At 45.1% G+C, this 23,975-nt stretch carries 12 protein-coding genes; all 12 read right to left on the bottom strand.

Features of this window, described 5'->3' with window-relative positions; translation table 11 throughout:
- Nucleotides 1-35: 35 nt before the first annotated feature.
- The gene (locus H8796_RS05315) at nucleotides 36-944 is read right to left on the bottom strand and encodes a ketopantoate reductase family protein (RefSeq protein WP_117933292.1); all 909 of its coding nucleotides are present in this window, start codon (nucleotides 942-944) and stop codon (nucleotides 36-38) included.
- A 47-nt stretch (nucleotides 945-991) separates the two neighbouring features.
- Nucleotides 992-2,095 (bottom strand): redox-regulated ATPase YchF, encoded by a 1,104-nt coding sequence (gene ychF / locus H8796_RS05310; protein ID WP_117933290.1) that lies wholly within the window; start codon nucleotides 2,093-2,095, stop codon nucleotides 992-994.
- A gap of 67 nt (nucleotides 2,096-2,162) precedes the next feature.
- Entirely contained in the window at nucleotides 2,163-3,305 is a 1,143-nt protein-coding gene (gene araJ, locus H8796_RS05305; RefSeq protein ID WP_117933288.1) for an MFS transporter AraJ, read from the bottom strand.
- A 251-nt stretch (nucleotides 3,306-3,556) separates the two neighbouring features.
- Entirely contained in the window at nucleotides 3,557-4,864 is a 1,308-nt protein-coding gene (locus H8796_RS05300; protein WP_117933286.1) for a Fic family protein, read from the bottom strand.
- A 148-nt stretch (nucleotides 4,865-5,012) separates the two neighbouring features.
- Nucleotides 5,013-6,422, bottom strand: a complete 1,410-nt coding sequence (locus H8796_RS05295; RefSeq protein ID WP_117933284.1) for an alpha/beta fold hydrolase — start codon at nucleotides 6,420-6,422, stop codon at nucleotides 5,013-5,015.
- Between the two features lie 174 nt (nucleotides 6,423-6,596).
- A complete protein-coding gene (locus H8796_RS05290) occupies nucleotides 6,597-7,808 on the bottom strand; it encodes an alginate lyase family protein (protein WP_117933282.1) in 1,212 nt (403 codons plus the stop codon).
- 61 nt (nucleotides 7,809-7,869) lie between these two features.
- The gene (locus H8796_RS05285; protein ID WP_117933280.1) at nucleotides 7,870-9,120 is read right to left on the bottom strand and encodes a glycoside hydrolase family 88 protein; all 1,251 of its coding nucleotides are present in this window, start codon (nucleotides 9,118-9,120) and stop codon (nucleotides 7,870-7,872) included.
- 8 nt (nucleotides 9,121-9,128) lie between these two features.
- Entirely contained in the window at nucleotides 9,129-11,510 is a 2,382-nt protein-coding gene (locus H8796_RS05280; RefSeq protein ID WP_117933278.1) for a glycoside hydrolase N-terminal domain-containing protein, read from the bottom strand.
- 5 nt (nucleotides 11,511-11,515) lie between these two features.
- Entirely contained in the window at nucleotides 11,516-14,356 is a 2,841-nt protein-coding gene (locus tag H8796_RS05275; RefSeq protein WP_117933277.1) for a beta-glucosidase, read from the bottom strand.
- 46 nt (nucleotides 14,357-14,402) lie between these two features.
- Nucleotides 14,403-16,013 (bottom strand): RagB/SusD family nutrient uptake outer membrane protein, encoded by a 1,611-nt coding sequence (locus tag H8796_RS05270; RefSeq protein ID WP_117933275.1) that lies wholly within the window; start codon nucleotides 16,011-16,013, stop codon nucleotides 14,403-14,405.
- Between the two features lie 12 nt (nucleotides 16,014-16,025).
- The gene (locus tag H8796_RS05265; RefSeq protein ID WP_117933273.1) at nucleotides 16,026-19,175 is read right to left on the bottom strand and encodes a TonB-dependent receptor; all 3,150 of its coding nucleotides are present in this window, start codon (nucleotides 19,173-19,175) and stop codon (nucleotides 16,026-16,028) included.
- Between the two features lie 565 nt (nucleotides 19,176-19,740).
- Nucleotides 19,741-23,817 (bottom strand): hybrid sensor histidine kinase/response regulator transcription factor, encoded by a 4,077-nt coding sequence (locus H8796_RS05260; RefSeq protein WP_117933271.1) that lies wholly within the window; start codon nucleotides 23,815-23,817, stop codon nucleotides 19,741-19,743.
- Between the last annotated feature and the right edge of the window lie 158 nt (nucleotides 23,818-23,975).

Genomic DNA, 23,975 nt, shown 5'->3' with positions numbered 1-23,975 from the left:
TATTTATTTAATAGGTTTCATTCTTTCTCTAGTGGCTATTCTTTGAATTTTTCTGCAACCATCCGGTAGGTCGGTATGTCAATACCTTGTTCTTCGGCTGCTGCAATCATATCGAAGAGCAGTCCCTGTATCTCGGATTCGTGTCCGCGTGCCAGATCTTTCTGCATGGAAGCAGTGCTTTCGGGATCCAGTTTATCGATAACTTTCAGGTTGTAAGTTACAGGATCTTCCGGGAATTCCACACCTAGCTTCTTTCCTAAAGCAGCGCTCTCTGTTGTGAGTCCGATGAATGTATCCCGTACCTTTCCCGGCTTTTGGACTTCACCCATCGGTACATCGTAGTAAGCCCCAGTTAAAGCCATTGCCGAAATAAACGACCATTTGATAAACGTATCCCGGTTGATATCCGGTGAAAGGTCTACTTTGATACCTGCTTCCTGCAAATCCTGTTGGATGGCTTCCAGTAATCCGGGTTTGACGATAGTGCCGCGATGAGCGCCGTACACCAACCGGAAGATTTTCCCCATCTGGGTGATTTCTCCTGTGCCGGATATAAACCCCACAATATAGATGCAACCATCCAGAACGGTGACTCCCGGGACAAGTTTCTGTATCCGCGGTCCTGTTCCATACACATTCAGTATGGGGATGACAACCGTGTCTTTGTGAGCGGCTCTTTGAATGAGTTCTACAATAGAATCGACCGAGTAACCTTTCACGCATACAAATATCACATCCGCTTTTCCATTGAATTCTTCAGCGGTAGTTGCCGGAATCCGGAGCGTATGTTCGCCTTTTAAATCCGACTTCAGTTTTAAACCATCCGTTTGTATTGCTTGCAAATGAGCACCACGGGCAATACAGGTTACATCTTTGCCTGCCAGCGACAAAAATCCTGCGATACTGCCGCCTACACCTCCAGTTCCTGCGATGAGATACTTCATGTTATTAGCGAATTAATAATTAATGAGTCGTTGGTGATTATTGATAATCACACATTGAAACGGAAATGCATGATGTCTCCGTCCTGCACTACATATTCTTTTCCTTCCACACCCAGCTTTCCGGCTTCTTTCACAGCTGCTTCCGATCCGTATTGAATATAGTCCTCGTATTTGATAACTTCGGCACGGATAAAGCCTTTTTCAAAGTCAGTATGGATAACACCAGCACATTGAGGAGCTTTCCATCCCTTTTCGTAAGTCCAGGCGCGTACTTCCTGCACACCGGCTGTGAAATAGGTTTCAAGATTCAATAGCTTATAAGCTGATTTGATAAGACGTGCTACGCCCGATTCTTCCAAGCCTACTTCGGCAAGGAACATCTGGCGGTCTTCGTACGTTTCCAGTTCGGCAATGTCCGCTTCTGTTTTGGCTGCAACCACCAGAATTTCAGCATTCTCGTCTTTCACGGCTTCGCGTACCATATCTACGTATTTATTGCCGTTTACTGCACTTGCTTCATCAACGTTGCAAACGTACATCACCGGTTTGCTGGTTAGCAGGAACAGTTCGTGAGCAATCTTTTGTTCGTCTTTCGTTTCGAAAGTCACTGTACGTGCAGATTTACCTTGTTCTAGTGCATCTTTATATTGGACGAGTACATCATAAGCTTGTTTAGCAGCCTTATCTCCACCTGTTTGTGCCTGTTTCTGTACTTTTTGAATACGGCTTTCGATTGTTTCCAGATCTTTCAGTTGGAGTTCGTAGTCGATGATCTCTTTGTCACGGACAGGGTTTACACTTCCGTCTACGTGTGTCACGTTGTCGTCGTCGAAGCAACGGAGCACATGGATGATTGCATCTGTTTCACGGATATTGGCAAGGAACTTGTTTCCCAGTCCTTCGCCTTTGCTTGCGCCTTTCACCAGTCCGGCGATATCTACGATTTCTACAGTTGTAGGAACAATTCGTTGGGGATGTACCAGTTCTGCCAGTGCGTTCAGACGTTCGTCAGGAACGGTAATTACACCTACATTCGGTTCAATTGTACAGAAAGGGAAGTTTGCCGCTTGTGCCTTTGCGTTCGACAAACAGTTGAAAAGAGTCGACTTACCCACGTTCGGTAGTCCGACAATACCACATTGCAATGCCATTTATCTATTTCGTTTTTATTTAATTAAAAGATAATCTGACTGCAAAGATAGGTATTTTGAGAGAGTTTTAGTATTTTGCTTGGTATTTCTTATAAAAAATCAAGAACAAAGTGAATCCGATCAAGGCAAACGGTACACCTGTCAGGGCAGGATAACGGTATCCGCCACTGACAGCCAGTCCGCCTACATAGGCACCGATGGCGTTTCCGAGATTGAACGCAACCTGTACGCAGGCTGCTCCCAACATTTCTCCTCCTTTTGCTACACGGATAATCAATATCTGTTCCGGACTGGATACAGCAAACAGTCCTGCCGTACAAAGGCACATTAACAGGGCGGCTGCCCATTTGTATGGAGAGAGAAAGAAGATAAGCAATAACATCACGCAGATAAGTGCTTGTGCGGCAGTTCCCACCTTTCCGGGAGTGTAACGGTCGGAGAGACGTCCGCTAATCAGGTTTCCCATCACCATACCGAAACCGGCAAGAATCATTAAAGGCGTAATGCTTTCTACAGAGAAGCCGGACACATTGGTAAGCAGCGGATTGATGTAGCTATACCAACAGAATACACCGCCGTTTCCTAAGGCTGTGGCACCAAGAATCAACCATGGAGCCGGAGTTTTAAGAAAACGGAACTGCCCTTTAAAGCCGGTGTCCTGCAAACCTTCTACATGGGGAACCCATCGCCAGATATAGTACATGATAACAATTCCCCAGATACCGACCAGTAGGAAAGTGGCACGCCAAGAAAGCATGGTACTTAAAGAAGTTCCCAGAGGTACACCGAATAGGTTGGCAATGGTCATTCCGGCAATCATGATGGAGACGGCTTCCGAGCCTTTGCCTTTATCGGCCAGTTTCTCGGCAACAATAGATCCTACTCCGAAGTATGCGCCATGAGGTAAACCGGAGATGAAACGGGCAGCGAGTAACACCCAGTAATTGGGAGCCATAGCCGCACAGATGTTACCTATCATAATCAAGGTAACTAATACCAACAGAATATGTTTTAATGGATATTTGCGGGCCAATGTCAGTACAGGGGCACCAACGCAGACGCCTAATGCATAAGCAGATATGAAATGCCCTGCGGTAGGAATACTAATACCTAAATCTTTTGCCACATCGGGCAAAATTCCCATCATCACAAATTCGGCAATACCCAATCCGAGTGTACCGAACGCCAATGCAATAAGACTCTTCTTCATACCAAACTTACCTAATACCTGTTGCTTTTTACCTTTTGATCTGCCGCTTTTTTATTTCGGCTGCAAAGGTAAAACAAAATCTTTCAAGGTGAGTTCAGGCCGGACGATTTTGATTTAAATCAATTTGTACAATATCAGTGTAAACGTAAGGTAATACATTTTGAGGTATCATAGGATATATGAACTATGCCTAATTATCTACTTTTTCCAATTCTTGCAAATTCTTCAAATATTTGCAAGAATTGGAAAGGCTAAGTAATCGATTTAACAATTTCATCAAACATTTCTCCTTTTACATACCCTTTCTTTACTTTATTGAGTGATATTTCATCTATCAGTTTTCTTTCTACAAGACCGTCAATATCATTTTTAGCAGTAGTATGAGTGACAGAGAACCTGTTCTGCAGTTCTTTTACAGTGAATAATATTTTAGGGTTATCATTAATAAGCCTAAGAATATCTGCCTGGCGTTCGTTGATATTATCTAATTTATAGAATACAGATGCCTGATGTTTCTGGTCTAATTTACGTTTAATATAAGTTTGTAGTTCTTTAAAGGCAAGCTCCAGCACCCGAAGGTTATAAGCTATGAAATATCCCATGTCTTTCTCATCTGCTTCCGTGTATAAGTAAGCATTTTCATAGGACTTTTTTGATTTGGCAATAACCCTTGAAATAGATAAGTATTCAGTCAACCAGTAGCCACTTTTTAGCATATACCAATAAAATAGGGCTCTTGCTGTACGTCCGTTTCCATCCACAAAAGGATGCATATAGGCAATCATAAAATGAATGATAATGCCTCTAATGATCGGATGAATAAATACTTTGGGATTGTTTTCATTGAAGAATGTACATAAATCTTCAATAAACGGAAGAATGTCTTCATATGGAGGAGGGGTATGTACTACTTCATGTGATATGGCATCTTCCACCACTACTTCGTCATTCGTTCTGTATCTCCCGGCATCAGCTGGGTTTTCTAATGTCTTTTCGGTCATTAAGACATGAATTTGTTGTAATAGCCCAGACGATAACGGGGTATTTATATGTTGAGTTATAAAGCGTATGGTCTGATAATTGTTGAATATCATCTGTTGAGACTTGTCTTGTGGAGAAAGGCTTTTTCTCAACATCTCCTTTGCTACTTTTCTGGTGGTTGCGGCTCCTTCCATTTGGCTGGAAGATATGGCTTCTTCCATTAATGAACTAATTAGATATTGTTCTTTGTTTTCTGCTGGGATGATTGAATTACTTCCCCAGGAACCACCGAAGTTCATATCAAACTCGTGACACATTCGTTGCATGGCATTGGTTATACTGATAGATATACCATACTTTTTCCATACGATCATTCGTTTTGCTTTTCGTGATGCTTTTATGTAGCACCACAATTCTTTATTGGATATTCCATCAGGAGTCCTTTGATATTTTACATCAGACCAGTAACTATACTTATCATTGTTTTTTTCTATGATTGCTTTGAGTTTTTCAAGCGGTTCAGTCAGAAGAACACTTAAATATTCTTTCTGACTTATTTGAGGTGGAAGTTCAATCATACTATCACTTGTTTATATTATATTGGGACCTACAAATATAACGTTTTTCTTTCCAATTCTTGCAAATTCTTCAAATATTTGCAAGAATTGGAAAGAATGACGATGTGATATTAAGAAATGTCGTCTGAAAGGTATATCGTAAATGGGCTTATTGTTTCTTTATCCATTCCATGATATCCTTTAAAACTTCCGGGCTGATGGTTTCTTCCAGTTGCCCGTATTCCGCCAGTGTTCCTTTTTCGCAAGTCTGAAACAGATGGTTTAAGTTGGGATAGGCTTTGATAGTTACATTTTTATTTCCATTTCCAGTGATTTTTTCTTGGATGGCGGTCAGGTTCATGGCGGCATCCACTTGAATGTCTTTTTCTCCGTTCAGTGCCAGAACCGGACATTTTAGTTCCTTCAAGTCTTCGGCCGGGTCATATCGCATAAAATGCAGGTACCACGGAGAAGTCATCGAACTGATTTGCGCAGATATCTGCTGGACGGTATTTAAATCTTTCAATTGTTCGGGAGACATTGTTTGGGTAACGTCTGCATACAATTCTTTCTGTAACTCTTCGGGAGTTTTATCCGTTTGTTGCAGTATGGCGTATCTGTTTCGTATAGACAGTTTCATCCCCTGCCAGACGGCATCCGGCATTCCTTGAGACTTAGAGATTAACTCTACCTGCTTCAACATCAGGCTGTCACCTCTCACACCGGCTCCTGCCAATGAAATGACAAATGCGATCGACGGATCTTTTTTTGCAACGATGAATGCAATGATTCCACCTGCACTATGTCCGATGATACCGATTTTCTTCGCATTAATTTCTTTTCTGCTGCGCAGATAATTGATAGCAGCCTCCGTATCTGTGGCAAAATCCTCATTGGTAGCTGTTGCATGATTACCTTGTGAAGCGGCAGTTCCCCTATCATCACATCTAAGTACGGCAATCCCGTTCTGGGTCAGATAATCGGCGATGACGAGGAAAGGCTTGTGTCCCATGATTTCTTCATCCCGGTTCTGTGCACCGCTCCCTGTCACCATAACCACTGCCGGAAACTTAGTTCCCTTTTGGGGAAGAGTCAATGTTCCGGCAAGGTTGATGCCATCCTGCTCATTCCTCACAATGACCTCTTCGCTTTTGTAGGGGAAAGGCGGTTGAGGCTCCTGCGGGCGCTTGGGGCGGCTGGCTTCTCCCTTTTCCAAATTCAACGGAATAGGCATTCCCTGTGTAAACGTCCCACTGATTGTTTGATTACTATCCAATTTTCCTTTGTAAGAGGCATGGATAATGGGTATCTGGATTGTCAATGTAGAATCATTGAAAGAAGTAGTCTGCGTCTTTATGCCGTTAGCTCCCTGGTCGGGGCTGTCCAATGTCGTCACATAAGTTCCCTGTCCTGTTTGACTGATATGGAATACAATAGTCAGTGAACCGGTGGGAATGGAAAGTTTTCCATGCCAGGTTCCCGAAATGTCCTGGGCAGAAACAGGGGATGAAAAGAACACTCCGGCTACTACTAGTCCGGTAATGAGGGTAACGATGCGGGCAGCTTTAATTATTTTCATAAGAGGAAAAATTAGATTTGATCTTATTGTAAATATAAGATATAACAAAGGTAACAATTTTCCTCATTATAAAAATAAGACATTACCCAATCTTGTCAGAATCTGGTAATATCTTATTCAGAAACATCTTAATCTATTCCAATGTCGTGTAATATTTATAATATACCTATTGAATTATTCTAAACTATATAACAATCGCCTTCTGTCCGTACTGGATGGCTTCAAATATTTTTGGCAGATCTCCTCCCAACCCGATTTATTGTCATAGAAAGAAGCACGGTGCAATATCCAACAACTTGTTTGCAACTCTTTTTCCCAATCCCTGCTTTGCTGGTATGGAAACTCACTTTGTGGCTTTCCGATAAAAGAAGCCATATACTTCAATGCTTTCGCGATGCAGCGCCCGTCTTTGGAAGTGCTGTTGTAGACATCTATACCTAATGTATGGCCGATTGCACACATATCCATTATAAGAGCCAGATTGTAGTTTGTGTAACTAAGTCCGTTGGTGCGCTCCAGTTCTCTAAGCTGTCTACCGTCGGGTTCGATTTGTGGGAACAATCGTAACTTTGCAAACTCACTGATTGTCTTCCGTGCCAGGACGGAATCTCCGGTGAAGAGCGCATATACCGTTTGTTGCACGTCGAAAGATACTCCATGATTATTTTCAGATGTCCTTGCCTCGTCGGCTACAGGACTGGTGCGAATCCATTCCAGATAATCGGTAAACCAATCTTTCAGACCGGAACGGTCTGCTGTTGTAAAGTCGGTGGAAGTATTCATCATCTCCACTGCATCCAGTAAATTGATAAACGCATAAACATCAATCATGCCGAATCCTCTGCCCTTGTTCTCATTATGTCCCGGAATCATTTGTGCATAATTCATGTTGGGATTCATGCGAGTTTCAGGGTTCAGAAACCAGATACGGGTGAGTTCAGCAGCTTTGGCTGCATATTTCTCATTGCTGGAGAAATAGTAGGCGATTCCTAAAGTCGATATATCATTAATTGTCTTTCCGATGTTCGTACAGTCACTGGTTGCATTAGGGTTGCGTACTCCGTCTTTGCGGATATAAGGCAGACCGTCGGGCTTCGTCGGATCGGGCCACCAGTAAGGTCCCATACTAACGTAGTCGTGTTTGTCCCCGCTACCCGCAACCATCGTTTTATCCATCACGGAGACAGGTTTACTTTTCAGGGCTTTGTCCGCCTCATTCATCAATTTAGTGATGGCAGACGCATATTCTTTCGACTCCATACGGGCTTTTACCTTAGCCAGTTTCTTTCCGTCGTATATTCTGGTAGATGGAATTTGCGCAGTTACCCTTCCTGCTCCGGTGAATAGGAAGAGAATGACCATCCATAATTTAGCAGATTTCTTCATGTTTTTATCCGTTAGTTTAAACAATTAAATCCTCCGTTTTTCTTACCGATATGATTTAAGATTAAAACAGTTTACCCGTTTTTTCTAATTTGTTTTTACGCATCAACGCTTCTATGAAATAATAGTCGGCATAGACAATAGGTACGTCCACTTCCGTATTAGTCGGTTTGGTCCCCGTGCTGTGCAATAACAGGAAACCGTTGTCTTTCTTTAGCGTAGCGCGATAATGTTTCGTCAGGTTCTCTATGATCTTATCCGCATTGCTCCTGTAGCGTTCACCCTTTTCAGGATCATACAAGCTAAGTTCATAAAGTGCCGAAGCGATGACCGTAGCCGCTGAAACATCACGTGGCTCGTCGGGTATGCCAGGCGCATCGAAATCCCAGTAAGGAATAAGATCCTCCGGCATATTGGGATGAGTAAAGAGATACTTCTCTATGTTTTGAGCCTGCTCCAAAAACTCCGGTAACCGGGTTTCGCGATAACACATCGTATATCCGTAGAGCGCCCATGCCTGTCCGCGTGACCAGGCAGATTCATCGGCAAAGCCTTGATGAGTATTCTTTTTTAATACCTGCCCTGTAATTCTATCATAATCTATCACATGATAACTGCTGAAATCAGGCCGGAAATGATGCTTCATCGTAGTTCTTGCATGATCGACCGCTATCCGGTAAAACGTAGAGTCTTTGCTCTCCTTAGTAGCCCAGAACAGCAGTTCAAGGTTCATCATATTATCAATAATCACCGGACATGCCCATTTGGCCGTACTATGATCCCACGACCGGATAATCCCTGCCGCCGGTTTGAAGCGTGTAGCGAGCGTGCGTGCTGATTGCAGCAAGACCTCCTTATAGTGTTCATCTTGCGTCAGACGGTATCCGTTGCCAAAGCTGCAATAGACTTTAAAACCCATGTCGTGAGTACTTCCGTTCATCTTTTCCTTCTCTAATATATCAGTATGTTGCTGGGCTTTCTTTTTCCAGAAATTGTTTTGGGTATATTCGTAAAGGAACCAAAGTTCTCCCGGAAAGAATCCGCTTGTCCAGTCTTTGGACGGCACCAGGTTCAGTGTCCCGTCCGGTTCCGAATTGCGGGGGTTGGTCAGTTCTCCCCAACCGTTCTTTTCCCGTTTCGCGCGGCTTTCGGGTGACTCATTGACGATGGCATAATCTATCTCATCAAAAGCAAACCGGAGCTGTTGCTGTGCAAACTCCATGTTATCTTCAATGAGGTTGGTTGCCGGTTGGGGAGTGCAGGCGGCGAAACCTGCTCCCAGTGCCAGAATAGCTATTTGTTTTTTCAGTCTCATATCTTTTATTAATGGTTTAAGTAATAGGTATTTCCTTTTTGGGTGGTAAATCTGATCCGGTTTTTACTTTCCCGGATAGTTTTCACTTTCTTTCCTTTGGCGTCTTTGATTGTAAAATTGGCAATATCCTTGTATTGAATGACGCATTCGCCACCCGCTCTGGATAAGACATTCATTTGAGTCATGAGCCCCTGTTTCCAGAAAACGGAAACTACAAAGTTTCCCCGGGCTACCAAACCTTCATAACTTCCGTCTCTCCATGCAGCCGGCAGGGCGGGGAGGGGGTTGATATATCCTTCATGACTTTGAATCAACATTTCTGCTACTCCGGCAGTCCCACCCAGGTTTCCGTCAATCTGGAAAGGCGGGTGCATATTCCACAGGTTTTCAAGGATATACTTCTTCAATAACAGCTGGTATCGTTGGTACGCCATATCTCCGTCTTTTACCCGTGCCCATAAGTTTAAACGATGGGCGACACCCCATCCTGTCGATTTATCTCCCCGGTTGTTTAAAGTTACGGTAGCCGCCTTCAACCATTCAGGAGTCTCCGCATTAATCAGCGTACCCGGATAGAGTGCGCATAAATGCGAAATATGGCGATGGCGCGGATCTCCGATGTCACTATACTTTTTTTCTTCACGATATTCTTTTATCTGCCCCGATTCTCCAATTTGGATGGCATCCAGTTTGCCAATCTGCTCTTTTATCGTCCGGAGGAAAGGCGACTCCTCTTTTAAGATATCCGCTGCTTTCAATACATCATGAAAACTCTCCCAAATCATTCCCTGATCGAATGCACAACCTTTCGTCTGGTAAGTCGTACCGTTATGATATTGTTCAGGCGAAGAAGACGGATCAGCCAGCAAATATCCTTCCTCTGTCGGTTTCAGAGTTTTCGAAAGAAATTTGGCCATACCCAGCATGGCGGGATAAGAGTGTTTCTTCAGTATATCTTCATCCCTGGTGAAATCATAATAATCCCAGAATAATTTGGTGGTGAATCCTCCCGTTCCAGGTCCCGAATGTCCGCCGGGGCTATCTATTGAGAAAGCGTTTGCCCCCGTTCCGATGGTCCATCCGTTTTCTTCGGGGATGGCCGATAAGGCGTCAGGGTTATTCTTTTTGATATAACCTGTCGCTTTCTCGTTGGCCGATTGACGGAAAGCCTCATTGTATTCCACATAAGGAATAAATACTTCCGCCAGATTCGTGTTAAAGGCAGCCCAGTAATTCATTTGTATATTGATGTTATGCCAGTAGCCTCCGGACCAGGGCGCATATTCATACTGGCTCCATGCTCCCTGGAGGTGGGGTGGTAACGAACCCTTTCTCGACGAAGCGATTAATAAATAACGTCCGTACTGGAACAATAATTCATCCATATATAAACTTTCTTTTCCTCTCTGATAGTCGTGCAACAGGCTGTCAGTCGGTATACCGGGAGTCTCATTACAAAGACGCAAGTCCACCCGGCTGAAGAGAGACTGATAATCGGCTATATGCTCTTTGCACAATGCCTCATATCCTTTGTCGGCCGCTTTCTGTATGCATTGGCTGACAGCACGGTGCGGATGCTCGTTTCCGGTAAACTTGTTTTCCGGAGATGCCGTGAATACCGAACTTTTCAGTTGATAAGCAGTTTGTGCATTAATCAGTAACACTACGCTGTCAGCCTGTTGTATGCGGATGGTTCCGTTGTTTCCCGATTCGTCGTTCATCGCTTTTAGCTGTCCCCCACTGGGAATTACTTTAATCTGCGCTTCATACGGAAGCCGGAAAAACTGTATATCTCCGGTCAGGGTAATCAAGTCATTCTGCGCTGATACCTTGCCTGTACGTCCGGTTCCTTCGTCGTTATATTCGTGCAGGTAAGGAAGCACGGGACGAAGAGTGAACGAAATTTTTCCGGGTTGGTCCGCTTTGAGCTTTACGACGATTACATTGCTTGGGTAGTTGGCGAAATATTCCCTTGTATAGTTCACACCCTCGTATTGGTAGTTTACCCTGGAGATAGCGTCATTGAGGCGCAGTGAACGTCTGTAGTTCAATGGCTGGTCATGGTGAATACCCTCTATATATATTTCCGCAAAGTTGCCGATGCCCCCTTTCTTGTACGGTCCTTTGACGCCGAATGTTTTTTCTGTCAACTGAATACGCTCCGTATCCGTGCGTCCGAATATGCAAGCCCCCATATATCCGTTCCCTATGGGTAAAGACCATCTCTCCCAATATTTGTCATAAGGGAATCCGCGACTCTTTACAATGTTTTCAGCTCCTTCATTAGGTGCAGGCTGACTGTACCACAACGAATATTCTTTCTGTTGTGCTGATGCCGACGGCAGAATAAACAGACACATAATAAATAAGAGGAATAGTCTGGTTTTCATATATCTTATTTTCTAATTTGAGGTAATTTGATTTCTGTAATGCCCACTCTGTCACTGCCTAACACGATACGCAGGTCGCTGGCAGTAGTTCCTTTGAAAGGAAAGTTCAACAGCTTATGATACTCTTTCACTGTGCCGGAGTACACCGTCAGGAACTGTCCGCCACCACTGGAAAGCTGTATTTCAAAATCGGTTTCCAGTCCGTTGTCCCGATGAAAGGCAATGGAAATGCCATCCACTTTCGCTTCGTTCTGTAAGGCAAAGGTGATGTAATCCCCTTTGTTTCCCTCCCAAAAAGTGGTAAGGTCGTTATCCACCACGTTATTCACCATTTCCTGATTCGTACTTGCACTTATTGGAGATTCGTTTTCCTTGCTTTGCGGAGTAGAGTCGTTTATGCGGTCAGCCACTGTTAACGTGCCGTTCAGACGAATATCCGTAGAAGAAGCCCCTACCATCAGTGTGAAATCACCGGGCTCTACTACCCAATGCATATCCGCGTTCAGCAACTCCAATGCCTTCCGGTCAATGGGAAAAGAAACTTCCTTTGTTTCACCTGGCTTCAGATGGATTCGTTCAAACCCGGCCAGGTTCTTCTCGTACGTAGTGACGCTGCTCAACACATCGCGCACATAGAGTTGTACTACTTCATCTCCTGCCCGTTTGCCTGTATTCGTCACTTTGCAGGTGACATACGTCTTTTGATTAGGAGTGATAACTGCCGGAGTTATTTTCAGGTCGGAATATTCGAAAGAGGTATAACTCAAGCCATATCCGAAAGCATACAATGCACCGTTGGCACGTGACATATTGCCATCCATTCCCGGATTCTTCCCCCCATCAATTTGAGAAGATGGTTTGCACGGGAAATTGAAAGGAATTTGTCCGACCGTTTTCGGGAAAGTGACAGTTAGTTTACCGCCCGGATTATAATCTCCGAAAAGCACATCGGCTACCGCTTTTCCACCTTTCGCTCCCGGATACCACGCTTCGAGAATGGCGGGAACAAACTTGTCAGCCCAGTTAATAGACAAAGGTCTTCCGTTGATAAGCACCAGTACGACAGGTTTGCCCGTAGCCACTACTGCTTTCAACAGGTCGAGTTGCCTCCCCGGCAGATCGAGACTACTGCGGGATTTGTTCTCTCCGCACGTACGCTGTCCGCCTCCCAATACAACTACTGCTACATCCGCCTCTTTTGCCTGACTGACAGCTCTGTCTATTTCCTTTTGCTCTTCTTCCGTCAGCGGAAAATCAATCAATTCCGATTCCGGCCAGTTCGCATCTACCAGTTCGCATCCTTTGCTATAAAGCACTTCCACTTTCCCGTCCGTCTTCTCTTGAATACCTTTCAGTACGGAAGTCACCTCTACCGCCAACGGCCCATAATGTCCCAATGCATAAGAACATTCATCCGCATTCGGTCCGCAAACCGCTATCTTCTTGATACCTGAAATATCCAGCGGCAACACGTCTTGATCGTTTTTCAGCAGTACGATCGATTCCCGGGAAGCCTGTAGGGCGACTTCCTCGTTTTCTGCTTTTTCCACTTCTTCATCCGCCCCTTTCAAATCTGTCTGATACGGATGATCGAACAGTCCGACTAGAAACTTGACACGCAGAATATCCCGTACCCGGTCATTGATGACCTCCTCACTCAATCCCCCCTCTTTTACTAATTCCCTCAACGGCAATACATAAGAATCGGGAGAGCGGAACGTGCAACGGACATTTAATCCGGCTTCTACGCTTTGCCTTACCGCCTCTTTCATATCCTTGGCAGTATTATGTTTGGTATAAAGATACTCCACAGCATCACTGTCGGAAACAACATATCCACGAAATCCCATCTCTCCGCGCAGGCGGGTAGTCAGCCAGTAATAGCTGCTTTGGATAGGAAACCCGTCATAATCATTGTAAGAACTCATCACTCCCAGCAATCCCGCTTCACGGATCACCCGCTTGAAAGGATAAACATGAACCATCTCAACCTCGCGCGGAGACATCTGCGGATCAACGCGGGACATGCCTTCACGTCCGCCTTTGTTATTACTGTAAGCGATGAAATGCTTTCCCGTGGCAGCCACCTGATAATCCTGCTGCATCCCCCGCACCATTTCAATGCCTAGTTCGGCTACCAGATAAGGAGACTCCCCGTACACTTCTTCATAACGTCCCCACCGCTGGTCGCGCCCCACATCGAGTATGGGTGCGTAAACATTGGTATACCCCAGCATACGGGCTTCCCGTCCGGTGATAACACCGACCTGGCGGATGAGTTCCCGATTCCAGGTATGTCCTAATCCGAGTTGAGTAGGAAAGTTCGTTGCTTTGTAACTTTCTACCCCACGAATCCCTTCGTTGGTGAAATCGGTAGGAATACCCAACCGGGTTTCTTCTATAAAGAACCGCTGCACCTCATTCAACGCCCACGCATGACGGGAAGCAGGCCAGACATATTCATTGTCCGATGGAGGAAGTCCCCATTGTTGAAATCCGTTCAGGTGCTCGTCAATGGCTCCGATACCATCTTTCCACAACTGGTTCTTCCATTCAGGAGTGGGCAGATCATCCTTTAATACCCTCTTATACCCATACAGAGTGACCATCTGACAGGTCTTTTCTTCCAGCGTCATCTGCTTGAGCAGATCCTCGATGCGTGCATCGACAGGTGCTGAAGGATCTTCATAGATGTCCTTCACCCCGTTCTTGTTAAAGTCTATCCATCCCTTTTTATACATCTCGGTACGGATAGGTTTATATATGGCAGGTGTTTTAACTGTTTTCTGTGCAGCAAGAAATCCGCAACTTCCTGACAAAAGGACTGTAATTAATAGCTGTTTCATGGTTTTTCTGTTGGGGGTATAATGTTTCTCAAAACGGGAGATAAGACTATTCTGCTGTGTTACTCCAATAAGAGTTTTGTTTCAGAAGTAAGTTCACTCCCAATTCTTTCATCGGAATAGGCAGGAACTGATGCCTTTCTTCCGTATTGGCTGCATATTCTTTAGCTGCTTTATAATACCCGCTGGTAGTCCACCGTTTGTCGTTCGTGGCTTCAGTCAGTTTGTTATGAGCGGCATCATAATAAATTCCCCAGCGGATAAGGTCGTACTTGCGCAGGCTCTCGAAACAGAGTTCACGGGCTCTTTCGTCGCGCACTTCCTGTTGGAATTCCGCGTATGACAGGTTCTCCACTTTATCAATTCCGGCACGTTCGCGCACCTCATTGATTGCATCGTAGGCCAGGTCAGTAGGAGCTTTACCGGCTTCGTTCTCGGCTTCGGCCAGCATGAGCAGCACATCGGCATAACGCAGCACCGGATAGTTGATCTGGTCGTTGTTCTTCTCTTTAGGAGAAGTAGTGGTCCATTCCCTGCGGTATTTGCCGCAACGGCGTGTCACGATTTCCGTATCTTTCCAGTATACCGCAGCGTCGCTGGTGTTGAGTTTGTAAGTAGCCATTGATAAGTCACGACGTAAGTCACCGGGGTTTTTCTCGAACAAATCCCATAAGATCAATGAACCGCAATAGAACCCGTAGGCATATCCCTTACCGGTAGCAGAAGTGTTTTCCTGCCAGTTTCCGATAGTGTTTCCTATGCGTGAGTAGGTAAACTTGCCGTCCACGCGGGTACCGATGAATTCCACTTCCCACATACTTTCATTGTATTCCGTATCATACTTGTCGGAAGCGATGTTTTTCCAGATCGCATAAATATCTCCCTGATATAGCTTGTGCTTATGCGAGTCATATACAGCCTTGGCATACTTGGCCGCTTTTTCATAAAACTCCTTGCCGCCATTGGAGGGCGATCCGGCACGCCATAAGCAGACGCGTGCCAATATGCCTTGAACAGTTGTCTTTTTGACGTGTGATGGAGACAGATCGTATTTGGAGTCATCCACCAGGTCGATGCAGTCTTCCATCTCCTTGATAATCCAGTCAATGGCTTCTGCATGCGGAGTTGCCGCAAGGGAACTGTTATTGATGTCGGTCACGGTTTCCGTGCGGATGGGTACTTCATACCAGCTCTGTACAAGCAGAAAGTGGTAGTAGGCACGCAGGAATTTGGCTTCCCCCTTAATGCGGTTCTTCACGGCTGCATCCGGAATGTTGGCTGCATCGATATTGTCCAATAATACGTTGGCGTTGTTGATACCAGAATAGAGCTGCGTCCACGTCTGGTAAATATCATTATTACTTGAATTGTGTGAGTTGGTATAAACCTGACCGCTTTGGTTCAGGCGGGCATAGTAACTCAAGTCGTCGGTATTGGATAGGATATTCGAGTACCTCTCACCGTATACATGGTCGGTAGCCAGTGTCCAATAAACTCCGGCCAGTGCCATCATACAGTCACTTTCATTTTTGTAGAAGATTTCGGGAGAGACGAAATCATGCGGGTTTCTATCCAGGAAGTCTGAACAGGATGACAGTAGTAAGGACATACATCCTAATGCCAGTACAGCGGTCTTTAAATTGCGATATATCTTTTTCATGTTGAATACTCTTTAAAATGTTATGTTTACGCCAAATGATGCATTGAATGAACGCGGGCAGGAAGACCAGTCGAATCCGGGAGTCAATACGCTGTTGCGGACGGAAACTTCCGGGTCTGAACCGGAATATCCCGAGAGGGTGGCTATATTTTCAGCGGAGAAGTACACTCTGGCTGCCTGAATACCCAGTTTGTAGAGCGTTTTTCTTCCTAAGTTGTATCCTAAAGAGATGGTCTTTAACTTCAGGAAAGAGCCGTCTTCCACGTACAGAGAACTGTAATGTTTGGCGTCCAGAGCTTTCGCTCTCGGCATGTCACTGGTAGGATTGGCTGCGCTCCAGCGGTTGTTGTAAGAGGCGAACATATTCGTATTGGTCCGGTTGCTCGGGTTTTCGAAAACCATTCTGTTTGCATTCAGAATATCGTTTCCATAGCTCCATTGCAGGAAGATGTTCAAGTCCCAGTTCTTATAGACAAAGTTGTTGGTGAATCCTCCCGTGTGTTTCGGTTGTCCGTTGCCGATAATGGTACGGTCGTCGTCGGTGATTTTGTTGGTTCCGTCGTTGGACAGTTTCTTGTATCTGGGGTCACCCGGTTGCACACTGTCGGAGATTCTGGGGATTCCGTCTTTCAGTTTGTATGATATGGAGCCGTCCGAATTAGTGGTCTGGTTGAAATCGTCGTACTTGTAAGTACCCTCGTAGATGTAGCCATACAGTTTTCCGGCAGATTCACCTACGCGGCTGATATAAGCAGGCATATTGTTGTAGGCATTGTCCCATCTGACGTAGCTAAGCATTTCTTTCTGTCCGGAGTTGAGGGCGATAATTTCATTATTGTTGAATGCAATGTTGAAGTTAGAGCTCCATGTGAAGTTTTTCGTTGTGATATTGGTGCTTTCCAGGGTGATTTCAAAACCTTTGTTACGCAGCTTACCGATATTCAGTGTTGCTGTGGCATAACCCGAACTTGCCGGAACTTCCGCGTTCAATAACAGGTCTTTGGTCGTTTTGATATAGTAGTCCAGTGTCAGGTTGATGCGGCCTTTGAGGAAGCCCAGATCGATACCGAGGTCGAACTGTTCGGTCGTCTCCCATTTCAGGCTGGGGTTGGCCATGGAATTCAGTACATAACCGGTAGTGAAAGAGCTGTCCCACGGATATTTATAGTAGTCGCTGTGTGTAATCAGCTGCGCCATATAATCATAATTTCCGATGCGGTTGTTACCCGTCAGACCCCAGCTTGCGCGTAATTTACCGTTTGACAGCCAGGGAAGATTCCCGCTTACAAAACTCTCACGTGAAAAAGTCCATGCCAGCGAACCGGACGGGAAGTATCCCCAGCGATTATCCTTGGCAAACTTGGAAGAGCCGTCGGCACGTATGGTAAAGTTTGCGTAATATTTTGATTTATAATTGTAATTGAAACGGGTGAAGTAAGACATCATAGCATTGTCGCCCAGCGATGCGGTAGTTGTCGGAGTAGCTTCACTCTTACCGATACCAGCCATGCCGAAAGATTCGTTCGTGATGTAATCCTGCGTGATGCTGGTCGTATAGTCGGAATATTTCTGGAAAGTCAGACCGGCCAGGGCGTTGAAACTGTGTTTGTTCTTGTTGAACTGATAAGTCAACGTATTCTCATTCAGGTAATTTCTGGTTTCCTGTTGAGTCAGCTTGGCATTGATACCCTTGCTTTGTGTATTCTTAGGATGCGAGTTACCTGTACGGGTCTGACTGCCGTTGAACTCTTCTCTTTTGATGTCCCGTCCCGTATATCCGGCGGTAGTCTTGAATTTCAGGTTCTTGATAATTTCCCATTCCACTCCTAAGTTAGCTTGCAGGTGATTAGTCGTGTTGCGACGGTATTCATTCCGTGCGGAAAGTACCGGATTGAAACGATAGTCATCGCTCATCGACACATCTTCATCATACATGGCCGCCAACAGGTCGGAACCCGACGGAGAAACCGGACGGTATCCCCAAACACTGTATAATAAGGAATGAGACATCGACGAAGCCTGTGCCGACGGACTGACTCCGTTCTGCACGTTACTGGCGAAATTCGCATTCGCATTTACCTTTATCTTCTTATTGATTTGCTGGCTGAAATTGAAACGTCCCTGATAACGGCTCAAATCCGTATTGATAACAATACCCTGCTGATTGCTGTAAGAGAGCGAAGCCGAATATTTCATCTTGTCGCTACCGCCGTTCAATCCCACATAGTGATTGTGGCTGACGGCTGTACGGTAGATTTCATCCTGCCAGTCATAATCTCTAAAAGTTTTGTAATCTTCCAGGGTGACGCCATTTTTCAGATAATAATTGGAGAAGTCGTCTGCCGACATGATTTCCTGTTGTAACAAAGCGAAATCATAACCGCTCATCATATCCATCGTTTTGTTGACTTTGCTTATGCTGACGCTTCCGTTATAAGTTACTTTCGCCTTGCTAGCCTGTCCCTGTTTGGTAGTGATGATAACGACACCATTGGCACCGCGCGAACCGTAAATAGCTGTGGCGGACGCATCTTTCAAGATGTCGATAGATGCGATGTCATTCGGATTGAGGGCGCTCATGCTGGAACTTTCCTGCGGGAATCCATCTATTACATAGAGAGGAGCCGTGCTTTGCGTCAGCGAACCCGCTCCGCGGATGACGATATTGAAGTTATCCCCCAAAGCTCCGTCGGTAGAAGTCACCTGTACACCGGCAATACGGCCACCCAGACTCTCCGCGATATTGTTTACCGGGGTTTTCGTCATATCGCTTATATTAGCTTTGCCGATAGAACCGGTCAGATCCCGCCTTCTGACGTCACCGTAACCCACAGCCACTACAGTTACCTCTTCCAATGTCTGGGCATCTTCTTCCATTACAATATCGAATCTTTTCTTATTGCCCACTTTCACTTCCTGGGTTTTATAACCTACAAAAGAGAATTTCAGAACGTCGCCGGATTTTACGTTTCCCAATTTGAATTCGCCGTCCATGTTTGTAGTCACTCCATTTGTTGTTCCTTTTACCACCACACTGACTCCTGCGAGTTCCCCGGAGGCATCGACAACTTTACCTGTAATTTGGCTTCCCGTCTGTGCTTGAATAGCAGATGCACACCAGAACGAAATAACCAATAGCATGAAAGCTACTTTCTGTTTCATAAATATTAGTTTAATAAATTGTTAAATAAAAGATTTCTGTTCTATTTCTGATAACTACTTCGATCGCAGAGATAAAACTCCGACGATGTTTTTCTGACTCAAAAATAGGACGTTCCGACGAGAGTCGATTACACAGGCTATTCTAATGCTTGTAAAAACGGACACTCCCTGAAAAATACGTCATTTTACAAACGTATGGTGGAATATTACAAACTAACGTGCGGAAATGCAATCCATCCGTTCCGCCGATGAGGCAATATTTCCAGTCTCCCTCTTGCTTTTTACTGTTTAATTTTGTATCTTTAGAGTTTCTCATCCTTCTAAAGACAGATAGTCATATTATAAAGTGACTAATGTCATCTTATAAGGTGATATTTATCATTCTATAAGGTGACTATTATCCCCTTACAACGGGACGACTACCCGACTGCATAAAAGCTCACTAATTCCTGCACTGAAAATCCTTAATCTCTGCACTGAAAAACCTTAGATACAATGATGAAATAATAATCTGTTACGGTGCAACAATCAAACATTTAATCGTTTTGAAGGATGACAGTAGGCGTTATTTTCCCTCCGCTTTGTTCTTGAACTCGGTTGGTGAAACGCCATACAATGCCTTGAAGCAATTGGAGAAATAGGCCAGACTGTTATAACCCACCGCACAATATACTTCTGTAATTGTCATATCTGTTTCTTTCAACATCTTGGCAGCAGTTTCCAACCGGAAGTTGCGGATAAATTCATTCGGCGAATATCCGGTGATCTGTTTTATTTTCCGGTAGAGGTTCGATTTACTTAAACCGAGTTCTCTGCAGAAAGCATCCAGGTTCAGGTCGGAGTTGGCAATGTTCTGCTGCAAAGTGGCATACAAGTTCTGCATAAATTTCTCGTCCACAGATGTCATATCCACTCCCAGGGATTCGAGCGAGAAGTTTTTGCTGTACAGGTCTTTCAGCCTTTCCCGACTTTGGATGATGTTGTCCACTCTGACTTTCAATATCGAAGCGTCGAAAGGTTTGGTGATGTACTCGTCCGCTCCGGCGGCGTATCCCTCTTTAATATCGTTTGTACCCGTCTTGGCAGTGACCATGATGATAGGGATATGGCTGGTATTCATGTCTTTCTTCAGTTGCCGGATCAGTTCGATACCGTTCATTTTCGGCATCATCAGGTCGGTGATAATCAGGTTTGGCAGCAGGTTGATGGCCTTGGCGAGTGCTTCTTCACCATTGGTCACTCCTATTACGTTGTATTTATCCGCCAGACAGGAACAGATATAGTTGTTCAGGTCGCGATTGTCCTCTACTATCAGAATCGTGGCCTGCTTCTTGCCCGAATGCTCGGCTTCGAAAGCAGTGTCCGGAAGTTCCACATTAAATAATACGGTTTCGTTGGAGGATGATTCTACCATCGTTTCCGGGTCGAAACCGTTTTTGTCGATAGGCAGGACAAATTGGAAGACTGCGCCGGAGTCGGGAGCGTTGTCTGCCCATACCACTCCGTGGTGCATTTCTATAATGGCTTTGCTTAGACTTAGTCCGATGCCCGTTCCCGATTTGGAATGTTCGTTTTGTGCTACCTGATAGAAAGGACGGAAGATTTTCTCCAGTTCGTCGGGATCAATGCCGACACCGTTGTCCTGAATGGATACGGTGAGGTATTTTATTTCCGGGTCCTTATACTTGTTCAGTCTGGCAGGCACGAAGATAGCAAGTTCGGAGAGTGATTTCACATTCAGTTCCACTCGTATGGAACCTCCGTCCGGTACGTTCTTGAAAGCATTGGAGAGGAAGTTGAAATAAACTTTCTCCAACAGGTTCCAGTCGAACCACACCGGTTGCTCGTCTACGGCATGTTTGAACCTTAAATGGATGTTCCGGTACAGTGCCAGATCCTGGAAAGAGCTTACCGCTTCGTGTGTGAACTTGACGATGTCATGCTCGGAAACTTGTAGTTTCATGGTTCCGCTTTCATTCTTTTGCAGGTCCATCAGGTTGTTGACGATACGGAGCAGGCGTTGCGCGTTGCGCAGCATCAGCTGGGATTTGTAATGAACATCATCCACCAAATCCGTTCGTCTTACGAATTCCTCCAATGGAGCCATGATTAAGGTCAACGGAGTACGCAGTTCATGCGAGAAGTTGGTGAAGAGACGGTTCCGTTCCTGATAAAACTCTTCGTGCACTTCCGCTTCCATCTGTTTGAGCCTGATGTTGTTTTGCAGGCGTTTCTTCTCCGTAAAATAGCGGATGATGAAAGCGATCAGGGCAATGGCGACGGCACTGTATATCAAGTAAGCCCACCAGGTCTTCCACAGGGGAGGCAGGACAACGATTTCCAGTGTGGCTCCCTGTTCATTCCAGATTCCGTCGTTGTTGGAGCCTTTCACGATGAAGTGGTAAGTTCCGGCCGGAATATTGGTGTAGTAGGCAGTGCGTCGGTTGCCGACCTTGTTCCAGTCGGAGTCGAACCCTTCCAGTTTGTAGGAATATTCGTTTTTGCTGTTGAAGATATAGTTCAGCGCACAGTATTCAATGGTTATATTGGTCTGATTATGATTGAGTACGATTTTCTTTTGGGTGGAGATGTTCTCCTGCAGTACATTTTCTTTGTCGTTGGGGCATACCAGTTTGTTGTTGATATATAGTTTGTCCAATATAATGGGAGGGACGTTGGGGTTGGTGACAATATCATTGGGGTTGAACAGGGTAAAACCGTTGTTGCCGGCAAAGAAAATCCGGTTGTCGGACAGGCGGAATCCTGCACAGGGAGAAAACTCCTGTATCTGTATTCCGCTTTCTTTGTTGTAATTGGTGATGCTTCGGGTACGGAGGTCTAATCTCGAAATGCCATTTAGCGTGCTGATCCATAAACTGTTGTCGGCTCCCTCCACCACTTTGCAAACCTGATTGCTTTGCAAGCCGCTTTTCTCATTGTAGGTGGTGAATTGCTCGGTCGTGATGTTGAATTCACTTAGTCCGCCATCCATGCTGCTGATCCATATCCTGCCGGAACGGTCCTTTAGAATACTGCTGATATGTTTGGCAGTTAGTCCGTTGGTGTGGTTGTAGGAAAGCAGGGAGTGATTGATCTTGTCATAAAAGAATAAGCCTTTCTCTTTAGTGCCGATTAGAAACACATCGTTACTGATTTCGCATACACAGATGACACTGGCAAAACGGAAAGTGCCCTCGCCTTTTACGGCAAATTCGGTCTGCACGTGAAGCGATGGGATATCTGAAATAAACATCAGTCCCTCTTTCGGACTTGTAGAACCTACAATCAGTTCTCCGGAAATGCTTTTACTGATGTGGTAAATCGGATTCCGGTCATTATTCTGAAAGATCAGTGAGAAATGGTGATTGTGCAGGTTGAATTCATAGATTTCCCCGATGCTCGTTCCGCATAAAATCCGGTTCTTGTCGTAATAGACGGTTTTAATGACGCTTTGCATCGACTCACCGGGATTGTGCGGGAGTATGTATTGCTGGAAAGTCTGCTGTTCGAGGTCGAAAGTAATCAATCCTCCTCCTTCGGCTCCGATGTATAAAGTCCCGTCGTGTTCGATGGCAGGACCTAAGATACCCAGGGTTTTGTTTAGGGACGAGCTGGGACTGTAAAAGTCGAAGAGATGTCCGTAAGGGTTATAGTAGCTGATACCTCCTGCATACGTTCCGATCCAGATGGTTTGCATCCGGTCGAACAGAATGCTGTAGATGGAATGATGACTCAATGTGCCCTGTGTGCCGTAGCGATAGGTTTGTATCCGGTTGGTCACCGGATTGAGGATGTTCAGACCGTCGAAAGTGCCTATCCATATTTCACCCGAGGGAGACTCGTTGATGCAACGGACGTTATTGTTGGATAGTCCGTTCCGGGTATTGTAACACACCACTTCCGCCGGATCGTGTTTGATGACATAGACGCCGTGTGTGTCGTTTCCCAGCCATATATTTCCTTTTCTGTCGATGTGCACTTTTCTGATCCGGTTCGACGGGATAGGCAGTGATTCGGAATTTTGTTGGAAGGAACGGACTACTGCCTGTTGCTGTAAATCGTAGATAAGCAGTCCTTTGTTGTAGGAGGCGATGTAGAGTTTGTGGTCCCTTTCAATAATATCATTTACCCAATTTCCTTTCAGCTCTTTGGTGGAGATGTTTTTCAGGGAATCTCCTTGGGGAGTGTAGGCAAACAGTCCTTCGGAGGCGGCTCCTACCCATAAGGTACCCTGCTGGTCAAGACAAAGTGAGGTAATCTTGTTCTTGTCCTTGTTTTCCTGCTGGTTGATATGATACCGTTTAAACTCGTTCTTATTCTTGTCGAGCATGTTCAGGCCGTTTTCTGTGCCTATCCACAGGTTGCCTTCTGCATCTTCCGCCATGCAATTAATGATATTGCTACTGATACTGTGCGGATCGTCGGCATGGTTCCAGTAAACCTCGAAGGAATTTCCGTTGAATTTATTGAGTCCGTTGCGTGTACCAAACCATATATATCCTAATTTGTCCTGATAGATACAGGTGACGTTCAGCTGGGATAATCCATCTTTGACAGACAAATGAGAGAAATGATAAGGCTGATTGGCAAAAAGAAACTGTACGGAAATAGCAAGCAGCAATGTACAAAAAAGTCTTTTCATAAGTGGATGATTTTAAGGAAAGAGTGTTTTTACTTGCAACAAAAATAGCAAAAAACAGCAAAATACCTCCCAAAGACTCCCATTATTTTGTGCCCTTTTCCCTATCAGATAGATAGTTGAACGATTCTTATAAGGTTTCGACGGAAAATTATAAGTGC

The organism is Bacteroides sp. M10 (assembly GCF_014334015.1).
Classification (GTDB): Bacteria; Bacteroidota; Bacteroidia; order Bacteroidales; family Bacteroidaceae; genus Bacteroides; species Bacteroides intestinigallinarum.
This window is presented reverse-complemented; position numbering and strand designations above follow the sequence as displayed.

What these genes read in the sequence shown, in the direction of transcription:
- H8796_RS05315 (WP_117933292.1), bottom strand. Translation starts at nt 944, where the DNA reads ATGAAGTATCTCATCGCAGGAACTGGAGGTGTAGGCGGCAGTATCGCA.
- ychF (WP_117933290.1), bottom strand. Translation starts at nt 2,095, where the DNA reads ATGGCATTGCAATGTGGTATTGTCGGACTACCGAACGTGGGTAAGTCG.
- araJ (WP_117933288.1), bottom strand. Translation starts at nt 3,305, where the DNA reads ATGAAGAAGAGTCTTATTGCATTGGCGTTCGGTACACTCGGATTGGGT.
- H8796_RS05300 (WP_117933286.1), bottom strand. Translation starts at nt 4,864, where the DNA reads ATGATTGAACTTCCACCTCAAATAAGTCAGAAAGAATATTTAAGTGTT.
- H8796_RS05295 (WP_117933284.1), bottom strand. Translation starts at nt 6,422, where the DNA reads ATGAAAATAATTAAAGCTGCCCGCATCGTTACCCTCATTACCGGACTA.
- H8796_RS05290 (WP_117933282.1), bottom strand. Translation starts at nt 7,808, where the DNA reads ATGAAGAAATCTGCTAAATTATGGATGGTCATTCTCTTCCTATTCACC.
- H8796_RS05285 (WP_117933280.1), bottom strand. Translation starts at nt 9,120, where the DNA reads ATGAGACTGAAAAAACAAATAGCTATTCTGGCACTGGGAGCAGGTTTC.
- H8796_RS05280 (WP_117933278.1), bottom strand. Translation starts at nt 11,510, where the DNA reads ATGAAAACCAGACTATTCCTCTTATTTATTATGTGTCTGTTTATTCTG.
- H8796_RS05275 (WP_117933277.1), bottom strand. Translation starts at nt 14,356, where the DNA reads ATGAAACAGCTATTAATTACAGTCCTTTTGTCAGGAAGTTGCGGATTT.
- H8796_RS05270 (WP_117933275.1), bottom strand. Translation starts at nt 16,013, where the DNA reads ATGAAAAAGATATATCGCAATTTAAAGACCGCTGTACTGGCATTAGGA.
- H8796_RS05265 (WP_117933273.1), bottom strand. Translation starts at nt 19,175, where the DNA reads ATGAAACAGAAAGTAGCTTTCATGCTATTGGTTATTTCGTTCTGGTGT.
- H8796_RS05260 (WP_117933271.1), bottom strand. Translation starts at nt 23,817, where the DNA reads ATGAAAAGACTTTTTTGTACATTGCTGCTTGCTATTTCCGTACAGTTT.